General features: G+C 67.7%; 20 protein-coding genes. 4 read left to right on the forward strand and 16 right to left on the reverse strand.

Annotated elements, in window-relative coordinates; genetic code table 11:
- Positions 1 to 2 precede the first annotated feature (2 nt).
- The 14 genes from atpD to ACFWIW_RS39725 all read right to left on the reverse strand — a co-directional run bounded on the left by atpD (position 3) and on the right by ACFWIW_RS39725 (position 13,511).
- Positions 3 to 1,427, reverse strand: a complete 1,425-nt coding sequence (atpD, locus tag ACFWIW_RS39660; RefSeq protein WP_007028325.1) for a F0F1 ATP synthase subunit beta — start codon at positions 1,425 to 1,427, stop codon at positions 3 to 5.
- A complete protein-coding gene (locus ACFWIW_RS39665) occupies positions 1,427 to 2,365 on the reverse strand; it encodes a F0F1 ATP synthase subunit gamma (RefSeq protein WP_378373195.1) in 939 nt (312 codons plus the stop codon). The genes atpD and ACFWIW_RS39665 overlap by 1 nt, the downstream gene beginning before the upstream one ends.
- A gap of 11 nt (positions 2,366 to 2,376) precedes the next feature.
- A complete protein-coding gene (gene atpA, locus ACFWIW_RS39670) occupies positions 2,377 to 4,014 on the reverse strand; it encodes a F0F1 ATP synthase subunit alpha (RefSeq protein WP_378373196.1) in 1,638 nt (545 codons plus the stop codon).
- Between the two features lie 53 nt (positions 4,015 to 4,067).
- Complete coding sequence (locus ACFWIW_RS39675) at positions 4,068 to 4,889, reverse strand: F0F1 ATP synthase subunit delta (protein ID WP_340683751.1); 822 nt, start codon at positions 4,887 to 4,889, stop codon at positions 4,068 to 4,070.
- 6 nt (positions 4,890 to 4,895) lie between these two features.
- Positions 4,896 to 5,462, reverse strand: a complete 567-nt coding sequence (locus ACFWIW_RS39680) for a F0F1 ATP synthase subunit B (protein ID WP_378373197.1) — start codon at positions 5,460 to 5,462, stop codon at positions 4,896 to 4,898.
- Positions 5,463 to 5,496: 34 nt separating this feature from the next.
- On the reverse strand, positions 5,497 to 5,754 hold the full coding sequence (locus ACFWIW_RS39685) for an F-type H+-transporting ATPase subunit c (protein ID WP_016336856.1): 258 nt from the start codon (positions 5,752 to 5,754) through the stop codon (positions 5,497 to 5,499).
- A 61-nt stretch (positions 5,755 to 5,815) separates the two neighbouring features.
- Positions 5,816 to 6,613: a F0F1 ATP synthase subunit A gene (gene atpB, locus ACFWIW_RS39690; protein ID WP_016336857.1), complete on the reverse strand. Its 798-nt coding sequence runs from the start codon at positions 6,611 to 6,613 to the stop codon at positions 5,816 to 5,818.
- Positions 6,614 to 6,992: 379 nt separating this feature from the next.
- Complete coding sequence (locus tag ACFWIW_RS39695) at positions 6,993 to 7,448, reverse strand: hypothetical protein (protein ID WP_016336858.1); 456 nt, start codon at positions 7,446 to 7,448, stop codon at positions 6,993 to 6,995.
- Between the two features lie 57 nt (positions 7,449 to 7,505).
- Positions 7,506 to 8,657, reverse strand: a complete 1,152-nt coding sequence (locus ACFWIW_RS39700; RefSeq protein ID WP_378373198.1) for a glycosyltransferase family 4 protein — start codon at positions 8,655 to 8,657, stop codon at positions 7,506 to 7,508.
- An 88-nt stretch (positions 8,658 to 8,745) separates the two neighbouring features.
- Positions 8,746 to 9,396 (reverse strand): L-threonylcarbamoyladenylate synthase, encoded by a 651-nt coding sequence (locus ACFWIW_RS39705; protein ID WP_378373199.1) that lies wholly within the window; start codon positions 9,394 to 9,396, stop codon positions 8,746 to 8,748.
- A gap of 85 nt (positions 9,397 to 9,481) precedes the next feature.
- Positions 9,482 to 11,467: a M6 family metalloprotease domain-containing protein gene (locus ACFWIW_RS39710; protein ID WP_378373200.1), complete on the reverse strand. Its 1,986-nt coding sequence runs from the start codon at positions 11,465 to 11,467 to the stop codon at positions 9,482 to 9,484.
- Between the two features lie 189 nt (positions 11,468 to 11,656).
- Entirely contained in the window at positions 11,657 to 12,523 is an 867-nt protein-coding gene (prmC, locus tag ACFWIW_RS39715; RefSeq protein ID WP_378373201.1) for a peptide chain release factor N(5)-glutamine methyltransferase, read from the reverse strand.
- An 84-nt stretch (positions 12,524 to 12,607) separates the two neighbouring features.
- A complete protein-coding gene (locus ACFWIW_RS39720) occupies positions 12,608 to 13,156 on the reverse strand; it encodes an HD family hydrolase (protein ID WP_378373202.1) in 549 nt (182 codons plus the stop codon).
- A 7-nt stretch (positions 13,157 to 13,163) separates the two neighbouring features.
- The gene (locus ACFWIW_RS39725) at positions 13,164 to 13,511 is read right to left on the reverse strand and encodes a MerR family transcriptional regulator (protein ID WP_378373203.1); all 348 of its coding nucleotides are present in this window, start codon (positions 13,509 to 13,511) and stop codon (positions 13,164 to 13,166) included.
- Between the two features lie 59 nt (positions 13,512 to 13,570).
- Here ACFWIW_RS39725 and ACFWIW_RS39730 point away from each other — a divergent pair, with 59 nt between their 5' ends.
- From ACFWIW_RS39730 to ACFWIW_RS39740, 3 genes are read left to right on the forward strand one after another with little or no spacing between them, the layout of a single operon-like run.
- Positions 13,571 to 14,356 (forward strand): alpha/beta fold hydrolase, encoded by a 786-nt coding sequence (locus ACFWIW_RS39730; protein ID WP_378373204.1) that lies wholly within the window; start codon positions 13,571 to 13,573, stop codon positions 14,354 to 14,356.
- Positions 14,357 to 14,387: 31 nt separating this feature from the next.
- Entirely contained in the window at positions 14,388 to 15,821 is a 1,434-nt protein-coding gene (locus ACFWIW_RS39735) for a hypothetical protein (RefSeq protein ID WP_378373205.1), read from the forward strand.
- Positions 15,822 to 15,854: 33 nt separating this feature from the next.
- Positions 15,855 to 16,592 (forward strand): hypothetical protein, encoded by a 738-nt coding sequence (locus tag ACFWIW_RS39740; RefSeq protein WP_378373206.1) that lies wholly within the window; start codon positions 15,855 to 15,857, stop codon positions 16,590 to 16,592.
- A 15-nt stretch (positions 16,593 to 16,607) separates the two neighbouring features.
- Here the strand turns inward: ACFWIW_RS39740 and prfA are convergent, their stop codons facing one another.
- Together prfA and rpmE are read right to left on the reverse strand one after the other, a co-directional pair.
- Positions 16,608 to 17,678: a peptide chain release factor 1 gene (gene prfA / locus ACFWIW_RS39745; RefSeq protein ID WP_378373207.1), complete on the reverse strand. Its 1,071-nt coding sequence runs from the start codon at positions 17,676 to 17,678 to the stop codon at positions 16,608 to 16,610.
- Positions 17,679 to 17,762: 84 nt separating this feature from the next.
- Positions 17,763 to 17,990, reverse strand: a complete 228-nt coding sequence (gene rpmE / locus ACFWIW_RS39750) for a 50S ribosomal protein L31 (RefSeq protein WP_007028345.1) — start codon at positions 17,988 to 17,990, stop codon at positions 17,763 to 17,765.
- Between the two features lie 222 nt (positions 17,991 to 18,212).
- Between rpmE and ACFWIW_RS39755 the strand changes: the two genes are divergently transcribed.
- A complete protein-coding gene (locus tag ACFWIW_RS39755) occupies positions 18,213 to 18,749 on the forward strand; it encodes a CHAP domain-containing protein (RefSeq protein WP_378373208.1) in 537 nt (178 codons plus the stop codon).
- Positions 18,750 to 18,788 lie beyond the last annotated feature (39 nt).

Here is an 18,788-nt window from a genome sequence, read left to right on the forward strand (position 1 = left end):
CATCACTTCTTGGTGATTTCCTTGTACTTCTTCTCGAGGTCTTCGAGGCCACCGATACCCAGGAACGCCTGCTCCGGGTAGTGGTCGAAGTCGCCCTTGGTGATGCGGTCGAACGACTCGATGGTCTCCGACAGCGGCACGGTCGAGCCCGGGATCTGCGTGAACGCCTCGGCGACCAGCATGTTCTGCGACAGGAACCGCTCGATGCGGCGCGCGCGCTGAACGGTGAGCTTGTCCTCTTCCGAGAGCTCGTCCATACCGAGGATCGCGATGATGTCCTGCAGCTCCTTGTACTTCTGCAGGATCCGGATGACCTCGGAGGCCACGCGGTAGTGGTCCTCACCGACGATGGCCGGGTCGAGAATGGTCGACGTCGACGCCAGCGGGTCCACCGCCGGGAAGATGCCCTTCTGGAACACCGACCGCGAAAGCTCGGTGGTGGCGTCCAGGTGGGCGAACGTCGTCGCCGGGGCCGGGTCGGTGTAGTCGTCCGCGGGGACGTAGATCGCCTGCATCGAGGTGATCGAACGACCACGGGTCGAGGTGATCCGCTCCTGGAGCTGACCCATCTCGTCGGCCAGCGTCGGCTGGTAACCCACGGCCGAAGGCATGCGGCCCAGCAGGGTCGACACCTCGGAACCGGCCTGGGTGAACCGGAAGATGTTGTCGATGAAGAGCAGCACGTCCTGGTTCTGCACATCGCGGAAGTACTCCGCCATGGTCAGCGCGGACAGCGCGACCCGCATACGGGTGCCCGGCGGCTCGTCCATCTGACCGAAGACGAGGGCGGTGTCGTTGATGACGCCGTCCTCGGACATCTCCAGGAAGAGGTCGTTGCCCTCACGGGTGCGCTCGCCGACACCGGCGAACACCGAGGTACCACCGAAGTTCCGGGCGACACGGGTGATCATCTCCTTGATGAGCACCGTCTTGCCGACGCCGGCACCGCCGAACAGGCCGATCTTGCCACCCTGCACGTACGGGGTCAGCAGGTCGACGACCTTGAGGCCGGTCTCCAGCATCTCCGTCTTGCCTTCGAGCTGGTCGAAGGACGGCGGGTTGCGGTGGATGCCCCAGCGCTCGAGGTCGTCGCCGTAGCCGGGCTCGTCCAGGCACTCGCCGAGCGCGTTGTAGACGTGGCCCTTGACCTTGTCGCCGACCGGGACCGTGATGGGGCCGCCGGTGTCGGTGACCTCGGCGCCACGGACGAGGCCGTCCTGCGGCTGGAGCGAAATGGTGCGGACGAGGTTGTCGCCGAGGTGGCTGGCGACCTCGAGCGTCACCGTCTTGCGCAGCTGCTCGAACTCGATTTCGACCTTGAGCGCGTTGAACTGGTCGGGAACGGAACCGCGCGGGAATTCGACGTCGACGACCGGGCCGGTCACCGAGACGATGCGCCCCTTGGCACGGGCTTCAGTACTGGTCATCAGTCATCACTTCCTGCTGCGGTGAGAGCGTTCGCCCCACCGACGATTTCGGAGATCTCCTGGGTGATCTGCGCCTGGCGGGCCTGGTTCGCCTCCCGCGTCAGCGTGTTCACCAGTTCGTTCGCGTTGTCCGACGCCGCCTTCATCGCGGTGCGGCGGGCCGCGAGTTCGGACGCCGCCGACTCGAGCATCGCCGCGAAGATCCGCGTGTTGATGTACTTCGGCAGCAACGCGGCGAGCAGCTTCTCGGCGCTGGGCTCGAACTCGTAGCTCGGGAGCAGGCTTTCCGGCTTCTCCTCTTCGCCCTCGACGTACTCGACCTCGAGCGGCGCGACGCGCTTGGCGGTCGGCCGCTGGGTGAGCATCGAGACGAACTCGGTGTAGACGACGTGGATCTCGTCGACACCCAGGATGCCGTCGGCGTTGCCCGACTCGTCGTCGGCGCCGTTCAGGAACGACTCGACGATGAGCTCACCGGCCTCCGCGGCGTTGACGTAACCGGGCTGGTCGGAGAAACCCGTCCAGCTTTCGGCCACGTCGCGGCCACGGAAGCGATAGAAGCTCAGGCCCTTGTTGCCGGTCACGTACAGCACCGGCTCCTTGCCCTGCTCACGCAGCAGCGTGAGGAGCTCCTCGGTCGCCTTCAGCACGTTGGAGTTGTACCCACCGCACTGGCCCTTGTCGCTGGTGATCACGAGGACCGCCGCGCGCTTCGGGTTCGGACGCTCGACCAGAAGCGGGTGGTCGAGGTTCGCCGAGGCGCCGGCCAGGGCCGAGAGCACGTTCGTGATCTCGTCCGAGTACGGCCGGGAAGCCGCGACCTTCGCCCGCGCCTTGGTGATGCGCGCGGTGGCGATGAGCTCCATCGCCTTGGTGATCTTGCCGATGGACTTGGTCGCCTTGATACGCGACCGGAGTTCTCGGAGTTGTGCGGCCATGAGCTATCAGCTCACTTCTTCGGGGCGGGCTTGTTGACCTTGACGGTCTCCTGCCCGACCTTCTCGGCGTCCATCGCGTCGGAGACCTCGACCAGGCTCTTGCCCTCGGAGGTGGTGAACTCCTTCTTGAACTCGTTCACCGCGTCGACCAGCCCGGCGGCGGTCTCCTTGGAGAACTTGCCCGACTCGCGGATGTCCTTGAGGAGCTCGCCGTTCTTGCGGCGCGCGGAGTCGACGAACTCGTCACGGAAGCGGCGCACGTCCTCGGTCGGGACCGTGTCGAAGTGGCCGTTGGTACCGAGGTACACGGTGACGACCTGCTCCTCGACCGGAAGCGGCGAGTACTGCGGCTGCTTGAGCACCTCGTACAGCCGGGCACCACGCTCGAGCTGCGCCTTCGACGCGTCGTCGAGGTCCGAGGCGAAGGCCGCGAAGGCCTCCAGCTCGCGGTACTGCGACAGGTCGATACGGAGCGAACCCGAAACATCCTTCATCGCCTTGACCTGCGCGGCACCACCCACGCGGGAAACCGAGATACCCACGTCGATGGCCGGGCGCTGACCGGCGTTGAACAGGTCCGACTGGAAGAAGCACTGACCGTCGGTGATCGAGATGACGTTGGTCGGGATGTAGGCCGACACGTCGTTCGCCTTGGTCTCGATGATCGGGAGACCGGTCAGCGAGCCCGCGCCCAGCTCGTCCGAGAGCTTCGCGCACCGCTCGAGGAGACGGGAGTGCAAGTAGAAGACGTCGCCGGGGAAGGCTTCACGGCCCGGCGGGCGACGCAGCAGCAGCGAGATCGCGCGGTAGGCGTCGGCCTGCTTGGTCAGGTCGTCGAACACGATGAGGACGTGCTTGCCCTCGTACATCCAGTGCTGGCCGATGGCCGAGCCGGTGTACGGCGCGATCCACTTGAAGCCGGCGGAGTCCGACGCGGGGGCCGCGACGATGGTGGTGTACTCCATCGCGCCGGCGTCCTCGAGGGACTTCTTGACCGCGGCGATCGTGGAGCCCTTCTGGCCGACCGCGACGTAGATGCAGCGAACCTGCTTCTTCGGGTCGCCGGAGTCCCAGTTGGCCTTCTGGTTGATGATCGTGTCCACCGCGACGGCCGTCTTACCGGTCTTGCGGTCACCGATGATCAGCTGGCGCTGGCCACGGCCGATCGGGGTCATCGCGTCGATCGCGGTGATACCGGTCTGCAGCGGCTCGGACACCGGCTGGCGCTCGACCACCGAAGCGGCCTTGACCTCCAGCGGGCGACGCTCGGTGGTCTCGATCTCGCCGAGGCCGTCGATCGGGGCGCCCAGCGGGTTCACGACGCGGCCGAGGTAGCCCTCGCCGACCGGAACCGAAAGGACCTGACCGGTCCGCTTGACTTCCTGACCTTCGACGACGGTCTCGAAGTCACCGAGGATCGCGGCACCGATGGAGCGCGCGTCCAGGTTCAGCGCCACCCCGAGGACCCCGCCGGGGAACTCGAGCAGCTCGTTGGCCATCGCCGAGGGCAGACCCTCGATGTGGGCGATACCGTCACCGGCGTCGACGACGACGCCAACCTCTTCCCGGCTCACGTCCGGGGCGTAACTCGAGACGTAGTTCTCGATCGCGCTACGGATCTCATCCGAGGAGATCGTCAGCTCCGCCATTTCGTTCCCGCTCTCGCTTCGTTCGTGCCAGTGTGCAAAGTCGTTGTTGTGGGTCAGCCGGCCAACCGGCGACGCAGGGCGTCGATCCGCCCCGCGGTGCTGCCGTCGATGACCTCGTCGCCGACGCGGACCACGAGTCCGCCGCCGAGTGACGGGTCGACCTCGACGTGCAGCGCGAGCTGCCGCCCGTAAAGGGCGTTGAGCTTCTCGCTCAGCCGAGCCTGCTGTTCGTCGGACAGCGCGCTCGCGCTGGTCACCCGGGCGACCGAGCGCTCACGGCGTTCCGCGGCCAGCTGGACCAGCTCTTCGAGGGCGTTGCCGACCCCGCGGCCCTTGGCGCGCAGGACGACCTGCTCGACGAGGGTCTTGGTGACCACGTCCACCTTGTCGGCGAACAAGGTGCGGACCAGGGTCCGCTTCGCCTCCGCGGGGGCGGTCAGGTCGGACAGTGCCCGTTCGAGCTCCGGCTCACCCGCGACGATACGGCTGACCCGGAACAGCTGGTCCTCGACAGCGTCGATGTTCCCGGACTTCTCCGCACTGGTGAGCAGCGCCGAGCGGCCGAGGGCCTCGAGCCCGTCGGTCAGTTCGCGCGGGCTCGACCAGCGGCTGCCCGCCACGGAGTCGAGCACCTGCAGGGCCGGTTCGGAAACCTTGCCCGCGAGGATCCCGCGGGCGAGGCCGATCCGGGCTTCGGACGAGGCCGAACCGTCGGCGACGGCCCGGCGCAGGCCGATCTCCCGGTCCAGCAGGGCGACGACCGAAAGCAGCTCGTCGCCGACCGTCGCCGGGTCAGTACCCGCGGCGGCCAGAACCTCGCCGAGACGCTTCTCGGCGAGGTCGAGCGCTTCACGGCTCGCAGCATGCAGCGTCATTCTGGTCTACTTCCCCGCTCCGAGACCGGCACCGTTGGCGCCCGCGGTCTCCAATTCGGCCAGGAACCGGTCCACGGTGCCGTGGCGGCGCGCGTCGTCCGCGAGCGACTCGCCGACGATGCGGCTGGCCAGCTCGACGGAGTTACGGCCGAGTTCGGCGCGCAGCTCGGCGATGATCTGCGCCTTCTGGGCCTGCAGCTGAGCCTGGCCCTGGGCGACGATGCGCTGGGACTCGGCTTCGGCCTCGGCCCGCAGTTCCGCCTTGATCTGCTCGGCTTCGAGCCGGGCGTCGTCGCGGATCTTCGCGGCCTCGGAACGGGCTTCCGCCAGCTGCGCCTTGTACTGCGCAAGGTTTTCTTCGGCTTCGGCCTGAGCCTTTTCGGCCCGCTCGATGCCACCCTCGATCAGCTTGGTCCGCTCCTCGTAGGTCGCCTCGAAACGGGGAACGACGTACTTCTTCAGAACGAACAGCAGCAGAAGGAAGGCGATGAACCCGAGGATGAGCTCGGGAACGTGCGGCACGATCGGGTTGGGCGCGTCTCCGGCGGCCAACACCAATTCGGTCTTCAGCACAACGTCTCCTTAAGCGAGATGAGCCAGGAAAAACTCAGCCGACGGAGGCGAGGAAGTAGATGACGATACCGATCAGCGCCAGCACCTCGGTCAGCACGAAGGTCGAGAAGGCGATGCTCTGCAGCTTGCCCTGCGCCTCCGGCTGACGGGCGGTGCCGTTGATGACCGCGGCGAAGATCAGACCCACACCGATACCGGGGCCGATCGCGCCGAGGCCGTAGCCGATGGCGGCGAGACCCGGGTTGATGTTGGAAGCGGCCTCGGCAGCCTGCGCAAGAACGATGTTGCTCACGTGCGTTTCCCTTCAAACTCGGTCCGCGCGACTCACGCGGATCGGGGGCTTTTGGTGTTTCTCAGTGCTCCGACGCCAGCGCGGCGCCGATGTACCCTGCGGACAGCAGTGCGAAAATGTATGCCTGCAGGACCTGGATGAATGCCTCCAGGAACGTCATCGCGATGGCGAAGAGGAACGCCACCGGCGACGCGACCTTCACGATGCCTTCACCTTCGGTCAGCAGGAAGCTCCCGCCGAGCGTGAAGACCATGATGATGAGGTGCCCGGCGAACATCGCCGCGAAGACTCGGATGGCCAGGGTGGCCGGTGCGATGAAGAACTTCTGCGCGAACTCGATGGTGGAGTACAGCGGCAGAACGAATCCGGGGATGCCGGGCGGCGCCAGTTCCTTCTTCATGTAGTGACCGAAGCCGTGGCGCTTGATGCCGACGTAGTGGTACACCGGGTAAACAACGAGGAACGCGAGAGCGACGGGGAAGCCGAATCGGGCCATCGTCGGGAACTGGAAGAACGGGATGATCCCGAAGAGGTTGTTGACCAGGATGAAGCTGAACAACCCCAGGATCAACGGAATGAACGGCTTGAAGTCGGCCGAACCGATCTGCTCACGCGCGATGTTGTTGCGGCCGAAGTTGTAAATCGACTCGGCGATGAACTGTCCCTTGCCGGGGACGACCTTCAGCCGGCGCGACGTCACCATGAAGTAGGTGATGATGATGATCAGGGAGATGACCACCAGCAGCATCGGCTTGGTGAAGCTCAACCAATAGCCGGAACCGAACAACGGCGGCAGGTTGAAGTCTTTGACACCAGGCGGCGCGAACTCCGCACCCTCGGCTAGTACCAGCGCGCCCACTGGGCTCCTTCCGGTTCTCCCGGCCGGCGTTCACTCCGCCGGGGGAATCGTCACGATCTGGACTTAACGTACCCGACACGTATCGGGCCGTCGGAGGCGGCCACCCCACGATGTGCTGAACACGGTTTCACGTTCCGCACACGAGGATTCTCGATGCAGCGCTCCCGGGAGACAGACGCCTACCAGCGGGTAATGAGGGACGATTCAACGCCGCCGCCACACTGCTGTTCGGGGTTCGTCATCAGGAGCCGGCAGCCGAGGCCGCCGCCCATACGCGGACCATATCAGGGGGTACCGACGGGCCGTACAGGCGTACTACATTGCCCCCGATCAGCCGAGGACCTTGGTCCCGCCCCAGGTCAGGACCTAGGTCCCGGAATCAGCGGGAAGCGGGGATGATCGTCGGGATCTTGGTCTTGCGGAAGGCCGCGAACTCCACCGCGGCGGCGACGAGGATCGCGACGATCATGGTCACGCCCAGCGCCATCGGGTGAATCGAGGTCACTCCGCGCAGCAGGCTCAGCGCCGCGAACAGGACGACGACCTTGAGCACGTAACCACCGAGCGCGATCACCATCACGAACATCGGGTCCATCCCCGCGCTGAACCGCATCAAGCCCAGCGTCGCGAGCGCGGACACGATGGCGAGCACGCCGCCGATCACCGAGCCGAGCAGGCCCGGGAGTCCATTGAGGATGGTGAAGACCACGATGCAGATCAGCACCGCGGGCGGAACCAGCTTCAGGGAAGCCTTCATCATCGCGTTGGCCGCCTGCAGAACCACCTTGGCGTGGGGGTTCTCCTCCGCCTCGACGGTCTTCTCGGTCTCGCTCACAGAAAACTCCCTGGTCGTCTCAGCCCGCCAGTGTAGGCCCGTGCCGATGCGCGCCGTTCAGGCGGTCCGGTTCCTCGACCGGAGTCTCGGCACGATCGACACCAGGGTCGCCAGCAGGAAACCGAATCCGACAATCCAGAAAACCGCGACACTGTCGAAGAGCGTCACCGAAACGGCGCCGAACGCGAGCAGCCCCGCCCACAAGTAGATGAGCAGTACCGCGCGGCGCTGGGAGTGACCGATCTCCAGCAGGCGGTGGTGCAGGTGCATCTTGTCCGCCGCGAACGGGCTCTCGCCGCGGCGCGTGCGGCGGACGACCGCCATGATCAGGTCGAGCAGCGGCACGAACAGCACGGCGGCGACCACGACCAGCGGTGAGAGCAGCGCGAGCGCGTCCTTACCGCTGAACTGGGGGTACGGCACGCGGCCCGACGCGGACGTCGTCGCGCCCGCCAGCATGAGCCCGATCATCATCGAGCCCGAATCGCCCATGAAGATCTTCGCGGGCTGGAAGTTGTACGGCAGGAAGCCGAGACAGGCCCCGGCGAGCGTGGCGGCGATGAGAGCGGGCGGGTACGCGCCGACGTCGCCGCCCGAGGAGTCGAGCAGGCCGAGAGAGAAGGAACAAGTCGCCGCGGCGGCGATGAAACCGAGGCCGCCGGCGAGCCCGTCGAGACCGTCGACGAAGTTCATCGCGTTGACCATGACGACCACCAGCACGACGGTCAGCAGCGCGCCCTGGTTCTTGTCCAGCACCAGGACCTGCCCGAAGGACTCGCCACCGCCGCCCCACGGCACCCAGAACGACACCCACTGCACACCGAAGATCACCAGGATCCCGGCGCACATGACCTGGCCCGCCAGTTTCGTCCAGGCGTCCAGCTCGAACCGGTCGTCGAGCGCGCCGATCAGCGAGATGACGCCCGCGGCCAGCAGGACGCCCAGCGAGTCGAAGGAGAAGTCGAAGCCGCGGCTCAGCGCGGGCAACTGGTGCGCGAGCCCCATCGCGGCGGCGACACCGAGGAAGATGCCGATCCCGCCCATACGCGGGATCGGGGTGACGTGGACGTCGCGGGCCCGCGGGTTGGCGATCGCGCCGATCCGGATGGCGACCCGGCGCACGACACCGGTGAGCAGGAAGGTCACGGCCGCCGCGGTGAGGGCGACGAGGATGTACTCCCGGATCGGGAGGCCTTGCGTAGGAGGCATGGTGCGTTACGCCGCCGAGGTCCAAGTCACTCGAACACGCTACCGCGCCAGGGGGATACGGCGGCGAACGGTACTGACACCCGGTGAATCAGGCGAGTGACTCCGCGGGCACGCCCAGTACTTCCGCGACGGCGGCCCGGCTGACCGCGCCCTCCCGCAGGATGACCGGGTCGTCTCCGGTGAGATCGACCATGGTGGACGGGACGGGCTCGCCGGACGAGCCGCCGTCGAGGTACACCGCGACACTGTCACCGAGCTGGTCGACGGCTTCCTGCGCGGTGGTGGCGGGCGGGCGGCCGGAGACGTTGGCGCTCGAGACCGCCATCGGGCCGACGTCACGCAGCAGTTCCAGCGCGACCGGGTGCAGCGGCATGCGCAGCATCACCGTTCCGCGTGACTGGCCCAGATCCCACTGCAGGCTCGGCGCGTGCGGCAGGATGATCGAGAGGTCGCCTGGCCAGAAGGCCTCGATGAGCGCGCGGGCCTGCGGAGGCGTGCCGAGCACGAGTCCGTCCACAGTGGACCAGGAGCCGACCAGGACGCCGACCGGCATGTCCGGGCCGCGGTGCTTGGCCCGCAGGAGGGACTGGACGGCGCCGCCGTCGAAGGCGTCCGCGCCGATGCCGTAGACCGTGTCGGTCGGGAGGACGACGAGGCGGCTGGAGCGCACCGCGCTCGCCGCCGCGGCGAGCCCGTCGGCCCGCGTTTCACGCTTGCTGCAGTCGTACACCGCGCTCATGGCCAGTGAGCGTAGCGCTGCCCGATCTCTCGTGAGTGGCAAGGACGGTTCTAACCGTCCTTGCCACTCACGAGACCCACGACCGTCAGAAGGCGAACGCGGTACAGGTCGCGGTCGCCGTCTTCGCCGGGTCCGCGATCGACGTCGCGGTCAGCTTGATGTGCGCGACGTGGTCACCGCCCGCGGCCCGTTTGGCGTGCGCGGTCGCCGAAGCCCGCCCGCCGAACGGGACGGTGGACAGCTCGTTCGGCAGCCGCACCTCCCAGCCCTTCGCGCCGGTGGACGCGCTCAGGCGATAGGTGTCGGTGTTGTACGGCGCCACCGCGCCCTTCGCGTCGCCCGTGTTGAGCACCGGGAACGAGCAGCTCGCGAGCCCCTGCTTGGCGAACGCCGGGGCCGACGGCCACAGCGAAACACCCCTGGCCCGCGAGCCCGCGCCGTCGAGCGAAGCCACCGTGACGACGTAGGACAGCACGCCCTTGCGGTCGCGCTCGATGTCCGAGACGAGGAACTTCAGCCTGTTCGCCTCGTCGGTGTACTCGTACTTGCTCGCGGATCCGGTGCCCGCCTTGAACGCGGCGTCGTTGAGCTGGCGGTAGTCGCCGATCGGGATCGGCACCGGGGTGCCGTCCGGTTTCTTGTAGTCGGTCATGCCGATGTCGGCCGGGTTCGCGTCGACGATCCATTCGAACGGCGCGTTGTCCTGGTTCTTCGTCTTCGCGATGAGGACACCGGAATCGGGGGCGAAGGAATCGCTGCCCATCCGGTCGACGACCTCGACGGTGTAATTGTGGTATCCGCCGCCGTCGCAGAACGGATCCTTCGAACGGTCGCATTTCGGCGAAAGGTCCCCGCCGGTGAGCGCGATGTTGATGCCGCTGTAGGCACCCTGTCCCGGCAGGACCGAACGCGCGGTGATCCTGGCCGAAACCGGGCCGGTCTTGGCGAGGGAGTTCCGGTCGAGTTTCAGGACGTCTTCGGGGTCGATGATGTCGAGCTTCATCTTGGTGCGCAGCATGTGGTGCGAACCCATCGAGCCGCCCTGCGTCGCCGGGATCTGCCAGCGGGTGTGCGGTCCGCCCGGGCCGTTGAAGCTGCCGCGCGACATCATTTCCCACGGCCCGGTGTAGGTACGGGACGGCGGATTGCCGAAGGGATTGTTGTAGTTGTCGCCGATACCGAGAATGTGGCTGAATTCGTGCGCGTAGACGCCCTGTCCCGAGCTTTCCGCCTGGGTCGAGGAGCCGGTGATCGCGTTCGGCCAGATACTCGCCGCGGATTTCCACGACGTCCACGGGACGTAGCGGGTGGACGCGGCGTTCGGCATGCCGGCGACCCCTGGCCCGAATTCGTCGGGCACGTTCTCCTTTTCGCCGAACTTCATCACGCCGAATTCCTGCCAGGTCGAGCTCTCGTCCTGACCGGCGGACAGATAGAAGACGAAGTCGAACTGCTTGGAGACGTCGCCGACGTCCGCCCGCCAGGCGGCGCCCGCGTCGGTGCGCAGGTCACGTTTGCAGTTCGCGCCCGGCGGGCACGCGTCGGGCTGGAACTCCATGCCGTATTCGAAGGACTTGCCCGGCAGGCGGTACGGGCCGAACGCGGTCAGCTCGACGCCCAGCCTGCCGCCGGAGTCCTCCATCCAGTACTCGTTGATCGTGTGGCCCTGGTTGAGCGCCTGCGGCTTGTTGAGGAAGTCCTGGTAGAACTTCGCGACCTCCGCGCGAGGGATGTTGCTCGCGGCGGGGCCGGGATTGCCGAACACCGTCGAACGCGGGGGCTGCGTGACGGCGAATTCCTGATCCGGGTAGTCCGCGAGCACCACGGCGCCCTTGAACATCCGCTTGGTCGGCTTCAGCGCCGGGTCGGCCCAGTTGGTGCCGGGCGGTTTGCGGTAGTCGTCCCACGTCATGTGGTCCTGGTTCTCCCAGGTCGACCCGTCGATCGCGGCGGGCCAGCCTCGTACCGGCGCCGCGGCGGACGCGGGCTGGGCGACCAGACCCGGCAGTAGCGCGACGGTGGCGAGGACGGCGAGTGTGCTGAGTGGGGCTCGTCGGAGAGACGATCGCATCGGGGTACACCTCCCAGTCGGACCGCCGATGAGGCGGCCGTGATCGACGTTAGGAGGCGGGCTTTGCCCTGGGCACCGCCGGAAGTCGTGAGTCTCGCTAACTATCCGCCGAACGCCCTACCGCGTTTCGTCCTCCGAATGCGGTGGTTCGCACCACGAACTACCGCGTTCAGAGGACGAAACGCGGGGTCAGGAGACGCGCAAGGCGGTGACGAAACGCGGCCGTCCGGCGAGGTCGAGGTGCCCCTGCACGTCCGTGAGCACCCGCCGCGCCCGCACGAGCGCCGGGACGGCGGAGCCGTGCGTGTCGTCGTGTTCGATCGCCATCCCGCCGGTGGGCCGCAGCAGGCGCGCGGCGGCCGCGATCGCGTGCCGGATCACCGCCAGCCCGCTCTCCTCCGCGAACACCGCCCGCGGCGGGTCGTGCTCGGCGACCTCGGCGGGCACCGGCGTGCCTTCCGGGACGTACGGCGGGTTGCACAGCACCAGGTCGACGAGCCCGTCGAGTTCGGCGAACATCGTGCTGTCCGCCACGTCGCCGGAGTACAGCCGGATGGGCGTGTCCCCCGCGTCGGCGTGGACGTCGGCGTTGTGCCGGGCCCACGCGAGCGCCTGCGCGTCGATGTCGACGGCGTAGACGACGGCGTCCGGCCGCGCGTGCTGCACGGCCAGCGCCAGCGCGCCGGAGCCGGTGCACAGGTCGACCACCACCGGGTACTCGCGGCCGTGCAGGAGCTTGAGGCCCCATTCCAGGAGCAGTTCGGTCTCCGGGCGCGGGACGAACACCCCGGCGCCGACGTTGACCGTGATGTCGCCGAGCGCGGCCCAGCCGGTGAGGTACTGCAGCGGGATCCGTTTGGCCCGCTGGTTCACGAGCTGGCCGATCGCGTCGATGACCGGCGGGTCCACCAGCGGCACCATCGGCAGGCGGCCGCGTTCGACACCGAGGACGTGGGCGGCGATCAGTTCCGCGTCCGAACGCGGTGACGCCACTCCGGCCTCGGTGAGGATGCGGGTCGCTTCCATGATGGCGAGGCGCAACGGCTGCCGGTTCACTGGTGTTCCTTCACAGAGTCAAGCCTGACACACGAGGCACGCGTGCCGGGGTCGATACACGCGGGCTCAGGGTATCGATTCCTTTCAGCGCACCCGCCACGAGAGCGATGACAACGTCAGTGCCGCTTCGGCCACCCGCCGCGCGAGGTCGGTCTGGAGGCTCCTCGTCGCCGAAGCGATCCATTCGTCCACGTTCCGTACACCGATGTCGCGGTACTCGACGGCCTGAAGCAACATTTCGAGCTTGTCCGCGTCGCGCGCGTAGAGCGCCTCGGGGCTTTCGGCGGACTCGTACTCGTCGACGGCGTCACGCACCGAGTCACGCGCTGCGCCGGGGAGGGCCGACGTCTGCGCGGCGGTGATCGCCCGCGGATCCGGCTTCTCGACGAATCCCTTGATCGTGTGCGGGAGATCGCCGGTCCGCGTCTCCTGCGTGTCGTGCCAGAGCGCGAGGTACGCCGCCCGCGCCGGGTCCGCGCCGCCCTCGGCCGCGAGGAGGCCGGCCAGCTGCGCGACCCGCGTGGTGTGCTCGGCCACCGATTCGGGATCGCGGACGCCCGCCTGCCACCAGCCTGCCCGCCGGATCCGCTTGAGCACACCCAGTTCGAAGCCGAATCTGGCCAGGGCTTCCACGGTTCTCCTAAGCGTCGACGGTGAGATATCCGGCCAGTGTCCCGCGCCGCTGCCGGAGCGTGTCGATGCGGTCGTCCATTTCGGCCAGTTCGCGCCGGATCTCTGCCACGACGGTGGGGCACATGTCCAGTTCCGGCAGCTCACCGCTCGCGCACGGCAGCATTTTCGCGATGACCTGGGTGCTCAGCCCGGCCGCGAGGAGCGCGCGGATCTGCCGCACCGTGATGACCGCGTCGTCGTCGAAGGTGCGGTAGCCGTTGGAATCGCGCCGCGACACCAGCAGCCCCTGCTCCTCGTAGTAGCGCAACAGCCGCTGGCTCACGCCGGTCCGCCGGGACAGCTCGCCGATCAGCATGTGACCCCCGTCATCCGAGTTTGACCTTCACATCGATGTCAATACCTAACGTCGCCGCCATGACGAATCATTTCGCGCACGTCGTCCGCGGTTCCGGTCCCGGCCTGCTGCTCGCCCACGGCGCCGGCGGCAGCGTCGAGGGCAACTTCGGGAACATCCTCGACGACCTCGCCCGCACCCACACCGTCGTCGGCCCCGACTACCCCGGTTCCGGGGCCACACCGCGCAGCAGCGAGCCGTTGGACCTCGACACCGTCGCGGACGAACTGGTCTCCATCGCCGTCGACGCCGGTCTCGAACGCTTCACGATCCTCGGCTATTCGCTCGGCACCGGTGTCGCGGTCCGCGCGGCGACGCGGCACCCCGATCGGGTCACCGGGCTCATCCTGACCGCCGGGCTCACGAAACCGGACAACCGGCTCATGCTGGCCCTCGACATCTGGCGCGAGCTGCTGGACGGCGACCGGAGGCTGGTGGCCAAGTTCGCCACCTTCGCGGCCACCGGCGTAAAGCACCTGAACGCGTTGTCGCCCGAGGAGCTCGAAGCCGCCATCGACGGACTCACCGGGTTCATCCCGGACGGCAGCCCCGAACAGGTGGATCTGGTCGCGAGCGTCGACACCAGGGCCGAACTGGCCGGGATCTCGGTCCCCACGCTGGTCGTCGCCACGACGCTCGACGGGCTCGTCCCGCCCGCCCATTCCCGCGAACTGGCGGCCGGGATCCCCGGCGCCGAACTGGTCGAGATCGAGTCCGGGCACGGTATCGGCGTCGAGGCCCGCGACGAATGGCTCGGCGTGATCCAGAAATTCCTCTCCGCGCGTATTGGAGAGGGTACGAGCTGATCACCCTGCGGAATCTTCTAAGGTGACGCGGGTGAAGATCCGGGAAATCAGACTGACCTTGGGCGTGTTCTTCGCCGCGCTCGGGGTGCTCCTCGTCCGTTTCCTGGTGCCGCGGCCGATCGGCATGGCCGACAACGGCGACGGCTGGCGCATCCTGTGCCAGCTCGGCGCCCGCGAGCTCGACCGGCCTTCGGAATACTTCGTCCGTTTCTCCTACGGCCCCGCCCCGGCCTGCAACAGCGAGTACATCTCCAGCCAGAGCTGGATCGACAAGATCGCCAGCGAGATCGGGCAGCTGCTCGGCTCGTCCGCCATCCTGAACCTGCTGGTCCTGGGGGTGCTGGGCTGTCTGCTGGTCGCGGGCGGGATCGCCTCGATCGTCGTGGGCCTGCGCCTTTCGGTCCGGAACAGCGTCATCGCCACGGCCGCGCTGCTGCTGGTCGCGGCGGACTCCGCCTTCTTCGGGTACTTCGCCTCCGTGCTGAGCGAGGGCGCCGCCTTCCTCGGGATGCTCCTGCTCGCCGGCGGGCTCCTCCTCATGCACCGCACCGGGCCGTGGCGCTACACCGGGGCCGCGGTCACCGTGCTCGGCGCGATGATCGGGATCAACGCGAAGTCGCAGACGCTGCTGCTGATCCCGCTGTTCGCGCTCGCGCTGCTGTTCGTCCGGCCGTCGGGCAGCCGCGGTCTGGCCCGGTGGGCGCTGCCGCTGGCCGTGCTCGCCGTCGTCGGCACCGGTACCGCGCTGGTGCAGGGCGCGGGTGACTCGGCCAACGCGGAGTACCGCGAAGCCAACATGTACCACGTCGTGTTCAACGGGATCGTGGACGGGAAACACGACACCACCGCCGACCTCGCCGCGCTGGGCCTCCCGCCCGAGTTCGCGAAGTACGTCGGAACGGGCTGGTGGAGCGCGAACGCGGCCTGGCGCGACCCCGAGTACGCCAAGTACCGCGACAAGATCAGCCGCCGCAACGTCGCCCAGTACTACCTGGACCACCCGGTGCGCGTGGTCGAGATGCTGCACCGGTCCGCTCAGGAGACGTTGACCGCGCGCGTGCCGAACCTCGGTAGCTTCGGCGAGCACGCCGGGCAGCCGCCGCTCGCCAAGGAGTACCGGATCCCGGTGCTGTCCGGCATCACCGGCTGGCTCGCGCCGCTGGGGCTGTTCGCCCTGTTGCCGATCTGGCTGCTCATCGGGTGGGCTGGGCTCCGCGCCTTCCGGAACCGCACCGGACGCCGCGACGTCGGCATCGTGGTGCTCATGTTCCTGCTCTTCGCGATGGGCCAGATCCTGGTGTCCGGCCTCGCGGAAGGCATCGAGAACGTCAAGCACCAGCAGCTGACGATCTACCCGACCCTGCTCGCCGCCGCCTTCGCCGCGCTCTCTTTCCTGCCGCGGCGCAAGGAAGAACCGCCGGCGGCGGAGGAACGCGAGCCGGAGACCGCGTCCCTCTCCGCTTAAGGTTCAGCGCGCCGAAGGGCTCGAGTAATAGTCATGGATCTCCGGGAAACGACGGTCGTCACGCGGATATCGGCGAATATCGAAACCGAGGATTTCGCCACGGCCGCCGCACTGGGCGAACGTCTCATCGGCGAATTCGAGGCCACCGAGCTGGAGATCTGCCGGGCGGACCCGGAAGGCGGCTGGACGGGATACCTGGTCTCCGTCGGCTATCGCACGCCTCCGGCCGACGGCGAAGATCCCGCCGAAACACTGCATCGAGCCGTGGTGCCCGCGCTTTTCCACTTCGGCCTGAACGCGGAATTCTTCGAAATCCACGGAACGCCGGAGACCGGCCAATACGGAAGCTACGACGCCTACGACATCCCGGCGGACGGATTCACGCTTTATTCGTTGATGGCGTCCGTCGGCGGAACCGATCCCCGCGAGCCCGCGTACGTCACGAGGCACGATTTCACCCAGCGCGTGGAAACAGATGTCATTTCACGGGTGCATCTCTACGTCCCCACCGGCGACCTGCGGCTGGCCGTGGGCCTGTGCGGCCGCCCCGCGACCGACCTTTCGGCGTCGCTGGTCCGGATCAGCACGGACGCGGGGCCTTGCGAAGCGGTGCTGCTTTCGGCTTTTCCCGCTCTCGCCGGGGAAAGCGGCGAAGAGGCGCTCAGCCGGGTCACGAACGAGGTGACCGACAGGCTTTCGCACGTGAGCATGTCCGTCCGGGCGATCCACACCGCGCTGGAGGACGACCCGTTCTACACCGAGCCGGGCTAGCGGCCAGGCGCCGCGTCAGCCCGCGTGGGCGGCGAGCCGTTCCTCGCGGTCCGCGGTGATGAGCGCGTCCAGCACGCCGTCGAGGTCGCCGTCGAGGACCTGGTCCAGGTTGTACGCCTTGTAGTTCACCCGGTGGTCGGCGATGCGGTTCTCGGCGAAGTTGTACGTGCGGACCCGCTCGGAACGGTCGACGGTGCGGACCTGGGAACGGCGGGCGTCCGACGCCTTCGCGGCTGCCTCCTCCTCGGCGATCGCCTGGAGGCGGGCCTGCAGCACCTGCAGGGCACGGGCGCGGTTCTGGATCTGCGACTTCTCGTTCTGGCACGAGACGACCACGCCGGTGGGGAGATGCGTGATCCGCACGGCCGAGTCGGTCGTGTTCACGCTCTGGCCGCCGGGGCCGGACGAACGGTAGACGTCGATCCGCAGGTCGTTCGGGTCGATCTCGACCTCGACGTCCTCGGGTTCGGGGTAGATCAGCACGCCCGAGGCGGAGGTGTGGATGCGGCCCTGCGATTCGGTGGCGGGCACGCGCTGCACGCGGTGCACCCCGCCCTCGAACTTCAGCCGCGCCCAGACGCCGTCGGCCTCGGCCGAACGGCTCTTGATGGACACGGTGACGTCCTTGAAGCCGCCGAGGTCCGAGTCGACCGAGTCGAGCACCTCGGCCTTCCAGCCGTGACGCTCGGCGTAGCGCAGGTACATACGCAGCAGGTCGCCGGCGAACAGCGCCGACTCCTCGCCGCCTTCACCCGATTTGATCTCCATGACCACGTCGGAGCCGTCGTACGGGTCGCGCGGCAGGAGGAGTTCGGTGAGCTTGGCTTCGAGCACGGGGATCTTGGCGGAGATCTCCTCGGCCTCGGCCGCGAAGGCGGCGTCTTCCGATGCCAGTTCCTTCGCCGTCTCCAGGTCGTCGCGGGCGGTGTCGAGCTCACGGACCGTCTTGACGACGGGGCTCAGCTCCGCGTACCGGCGACCGAGCTTGCGGGCGCGCGCCTGGTCGGCGTGCACGGACGGGTCGGCCAGCTGCTCTTCCAGCTGGGCGTGCTCTTCGAGCAGACCCTTCAGCGAACTCGAATCCACCACTCCACCTCTCAACGACCCGGGCAAAAAGAACCATGAAAAACGGCGCCCACCCGGACATGCGGGTAGGCGCCGTCGTTCAAGCTACTTGGCGTCTTCGGCCTTCTTGCGCTTGCCGTAGCGAGCCTCGAAGCGCGCGACGCGGCCGCCGGTGTCCATGAGCTTCTGCTTGCCGGTGTAGAACGGGTGGCAGTTCGAGCAGATCTCGACGTGGAGGTTGCCGGAGGTCTTGGTGCTGCGCGTGGTGAATTCGTTGCCACAGTCACAGTTCACGTGCGTGACGACGTACTCGGGGTGAATACCGCTTTTCATGGTGTCCTCTCTCGTTGGCCCCGGGTCCCCGAGCGGGGTGAACCGGTGCCGGACTTCAGCGGATGATTTTGCCAGATGTGCTGGCAGTGGCGTCAACGCACCCCTGCCCCGGCATATTCCAGCACGTTGAGTTATCAACTATCGACGTTGAGTTGTACGAAATTTGTACTTGATCACGGGACCGTCCTTCTGTTGGTGATTCCTCAACAGGAGGTACTGATCATGCGCAGCATCCTCGCCAAGGTGGCGAAGCCGGCGTCCGTCGCCGCGCTGGCCATCGCGGCCCTCGCCGTGGCCCCGGCCGCCGGGGCGGCCCCTGAACCGGGTGCCACCATCACCGCCGCCGACATCAACCCGGCAGCGGGGACGTTCACCACCCTGTCCGACGGCGACCTGGCCATCCAGGGCGCCGGCGACGGCACGCCCGCCGGCGCCGTCCAGTGGTTCAAGAACCACATGGGCTCGACCGCGTACCAGGGCCTCTGCGAGAAGGCCGTCGAGAACGCGTACGGGACGACCGGCGTCTGGGCGTCGGCCAACGCGCACTGGAACGGCGCGAGCCCGAAGCACACGACCGGGACGCCGCCGAAGGGCTCCTTCGTCTACTGGAACATCAGCCAGTGGGGCCACGTCGGCATCGCGGACGGCTCCGGCGGGATCTACGCCTCCAGCATCGGCGGCAAGATCGGCCACGCGTCGAGCGTGCACTACTTCAACAACTACCGCGGCTGGACTCCCGCGGCCGTTCCGCACCGCTGAGCCCTCGGTCCTCGTGAGTGGTAAGGACGGTTCTAACCG

This window comes from Amycolatopsis sp. NPDC058340 (assembly GCF_042723975.1).
Classification (GTDB): Bacteria; Actinomycetota; Actinomycetes; order Mycobacteriales; family Pseudonocardiaceae; genus Amycolatopsis.

Excerpts from the sequence above, each read along its gene's own strand:
- atpD (WP_007028325.1), bottom strand. The coding sequence starts at position 1,427 with ATGACCAGTACTGAAGCCCGTGCCAAGGGGCGCATCGTCTCGGTGACC.
- ACFWIW_RS39665 (WP_378373195.1), bottom strand. The coding sequence starts at position 2,365 with ATGGCCGCACAACTCCGAGAACTCCGGTCGCGTATCAAGGCGACCAAG.
- atpA (WP_378373196.1), bottom strand. The coding sequence starts at position 4,014 with ATGGCGGAGCTGACGATCTCCTCGGATGAGATCCGTAGCGCGATCGAG.
- ACFWIW_RS39675 (WP_340683751.1), bottom strand. The coding sequence starts at position 4,889 with ATGACGCTGCATGCTGCGAGCCGTGAAGCGCTCGACCTCGCCGAGAAG.
- ACFWIW_RS39700 (WP_378373198.1), bottom strand. The coding sequence starts at position 8,657 with ATGCCTCCTACGCAAGGCCTCCCGATCCGGGAGTACATCCTCGTCGCC.
- ACFWIW_RS39705 (WP_378373199.1), bottom strand. The coding sequence starts at position 9,396 with ATGAGCGCGGTGTACGACTGCAGCAAGCGTGAAACGCGGGCCGACGGG.
- ACFWIW_RS39710 (WP_378373200.1), bottom strand. The coding sequence starts at position 11,467 with ATGCGATCGTCTCTCCGACGAGCCCCACTCAGCACACTCGCCGTCCTC.
- ACFWIW_RS39725 (WP_378373203.1), bottom strand. The coding sequence starts at position 13,511 with ATGCTGATCGGCGAGCTGTCCCGGCGGACCGGCGTGAGCCAGCGGCTG.
- ACFWIW_RS39730 (WP_378373204.1), top strand. The coding sequence starts at position 13,571 with ATGACGAATCATTTCGCGCACGTCGTCCGCGGTTCCGGTCCCGGCCTG.
- ACFWIW_RS39740 (WP_378373206.1), top strand. The coding sequence starts at position 15,855 with ATGGATCTCCGGGAAACGACGGTCGTCACGCGGATATCGGCGAATATC.
- rpmE (WP_007028345.1), bottom strand. The coding sequence starts at position 17,990 with ATGAAAAGCGGTATTCACCCCGAGTACGTCGTCACGCACGTGAACTGT.
- ACFWIW_RS39755 (WP_378373208.1), top strand. The coding sequence starts at position 18,213 with ATGCGCAGCATCCTCGCCAAGGTGGCGAAGCCGGCGTCCGTCGCCGCG.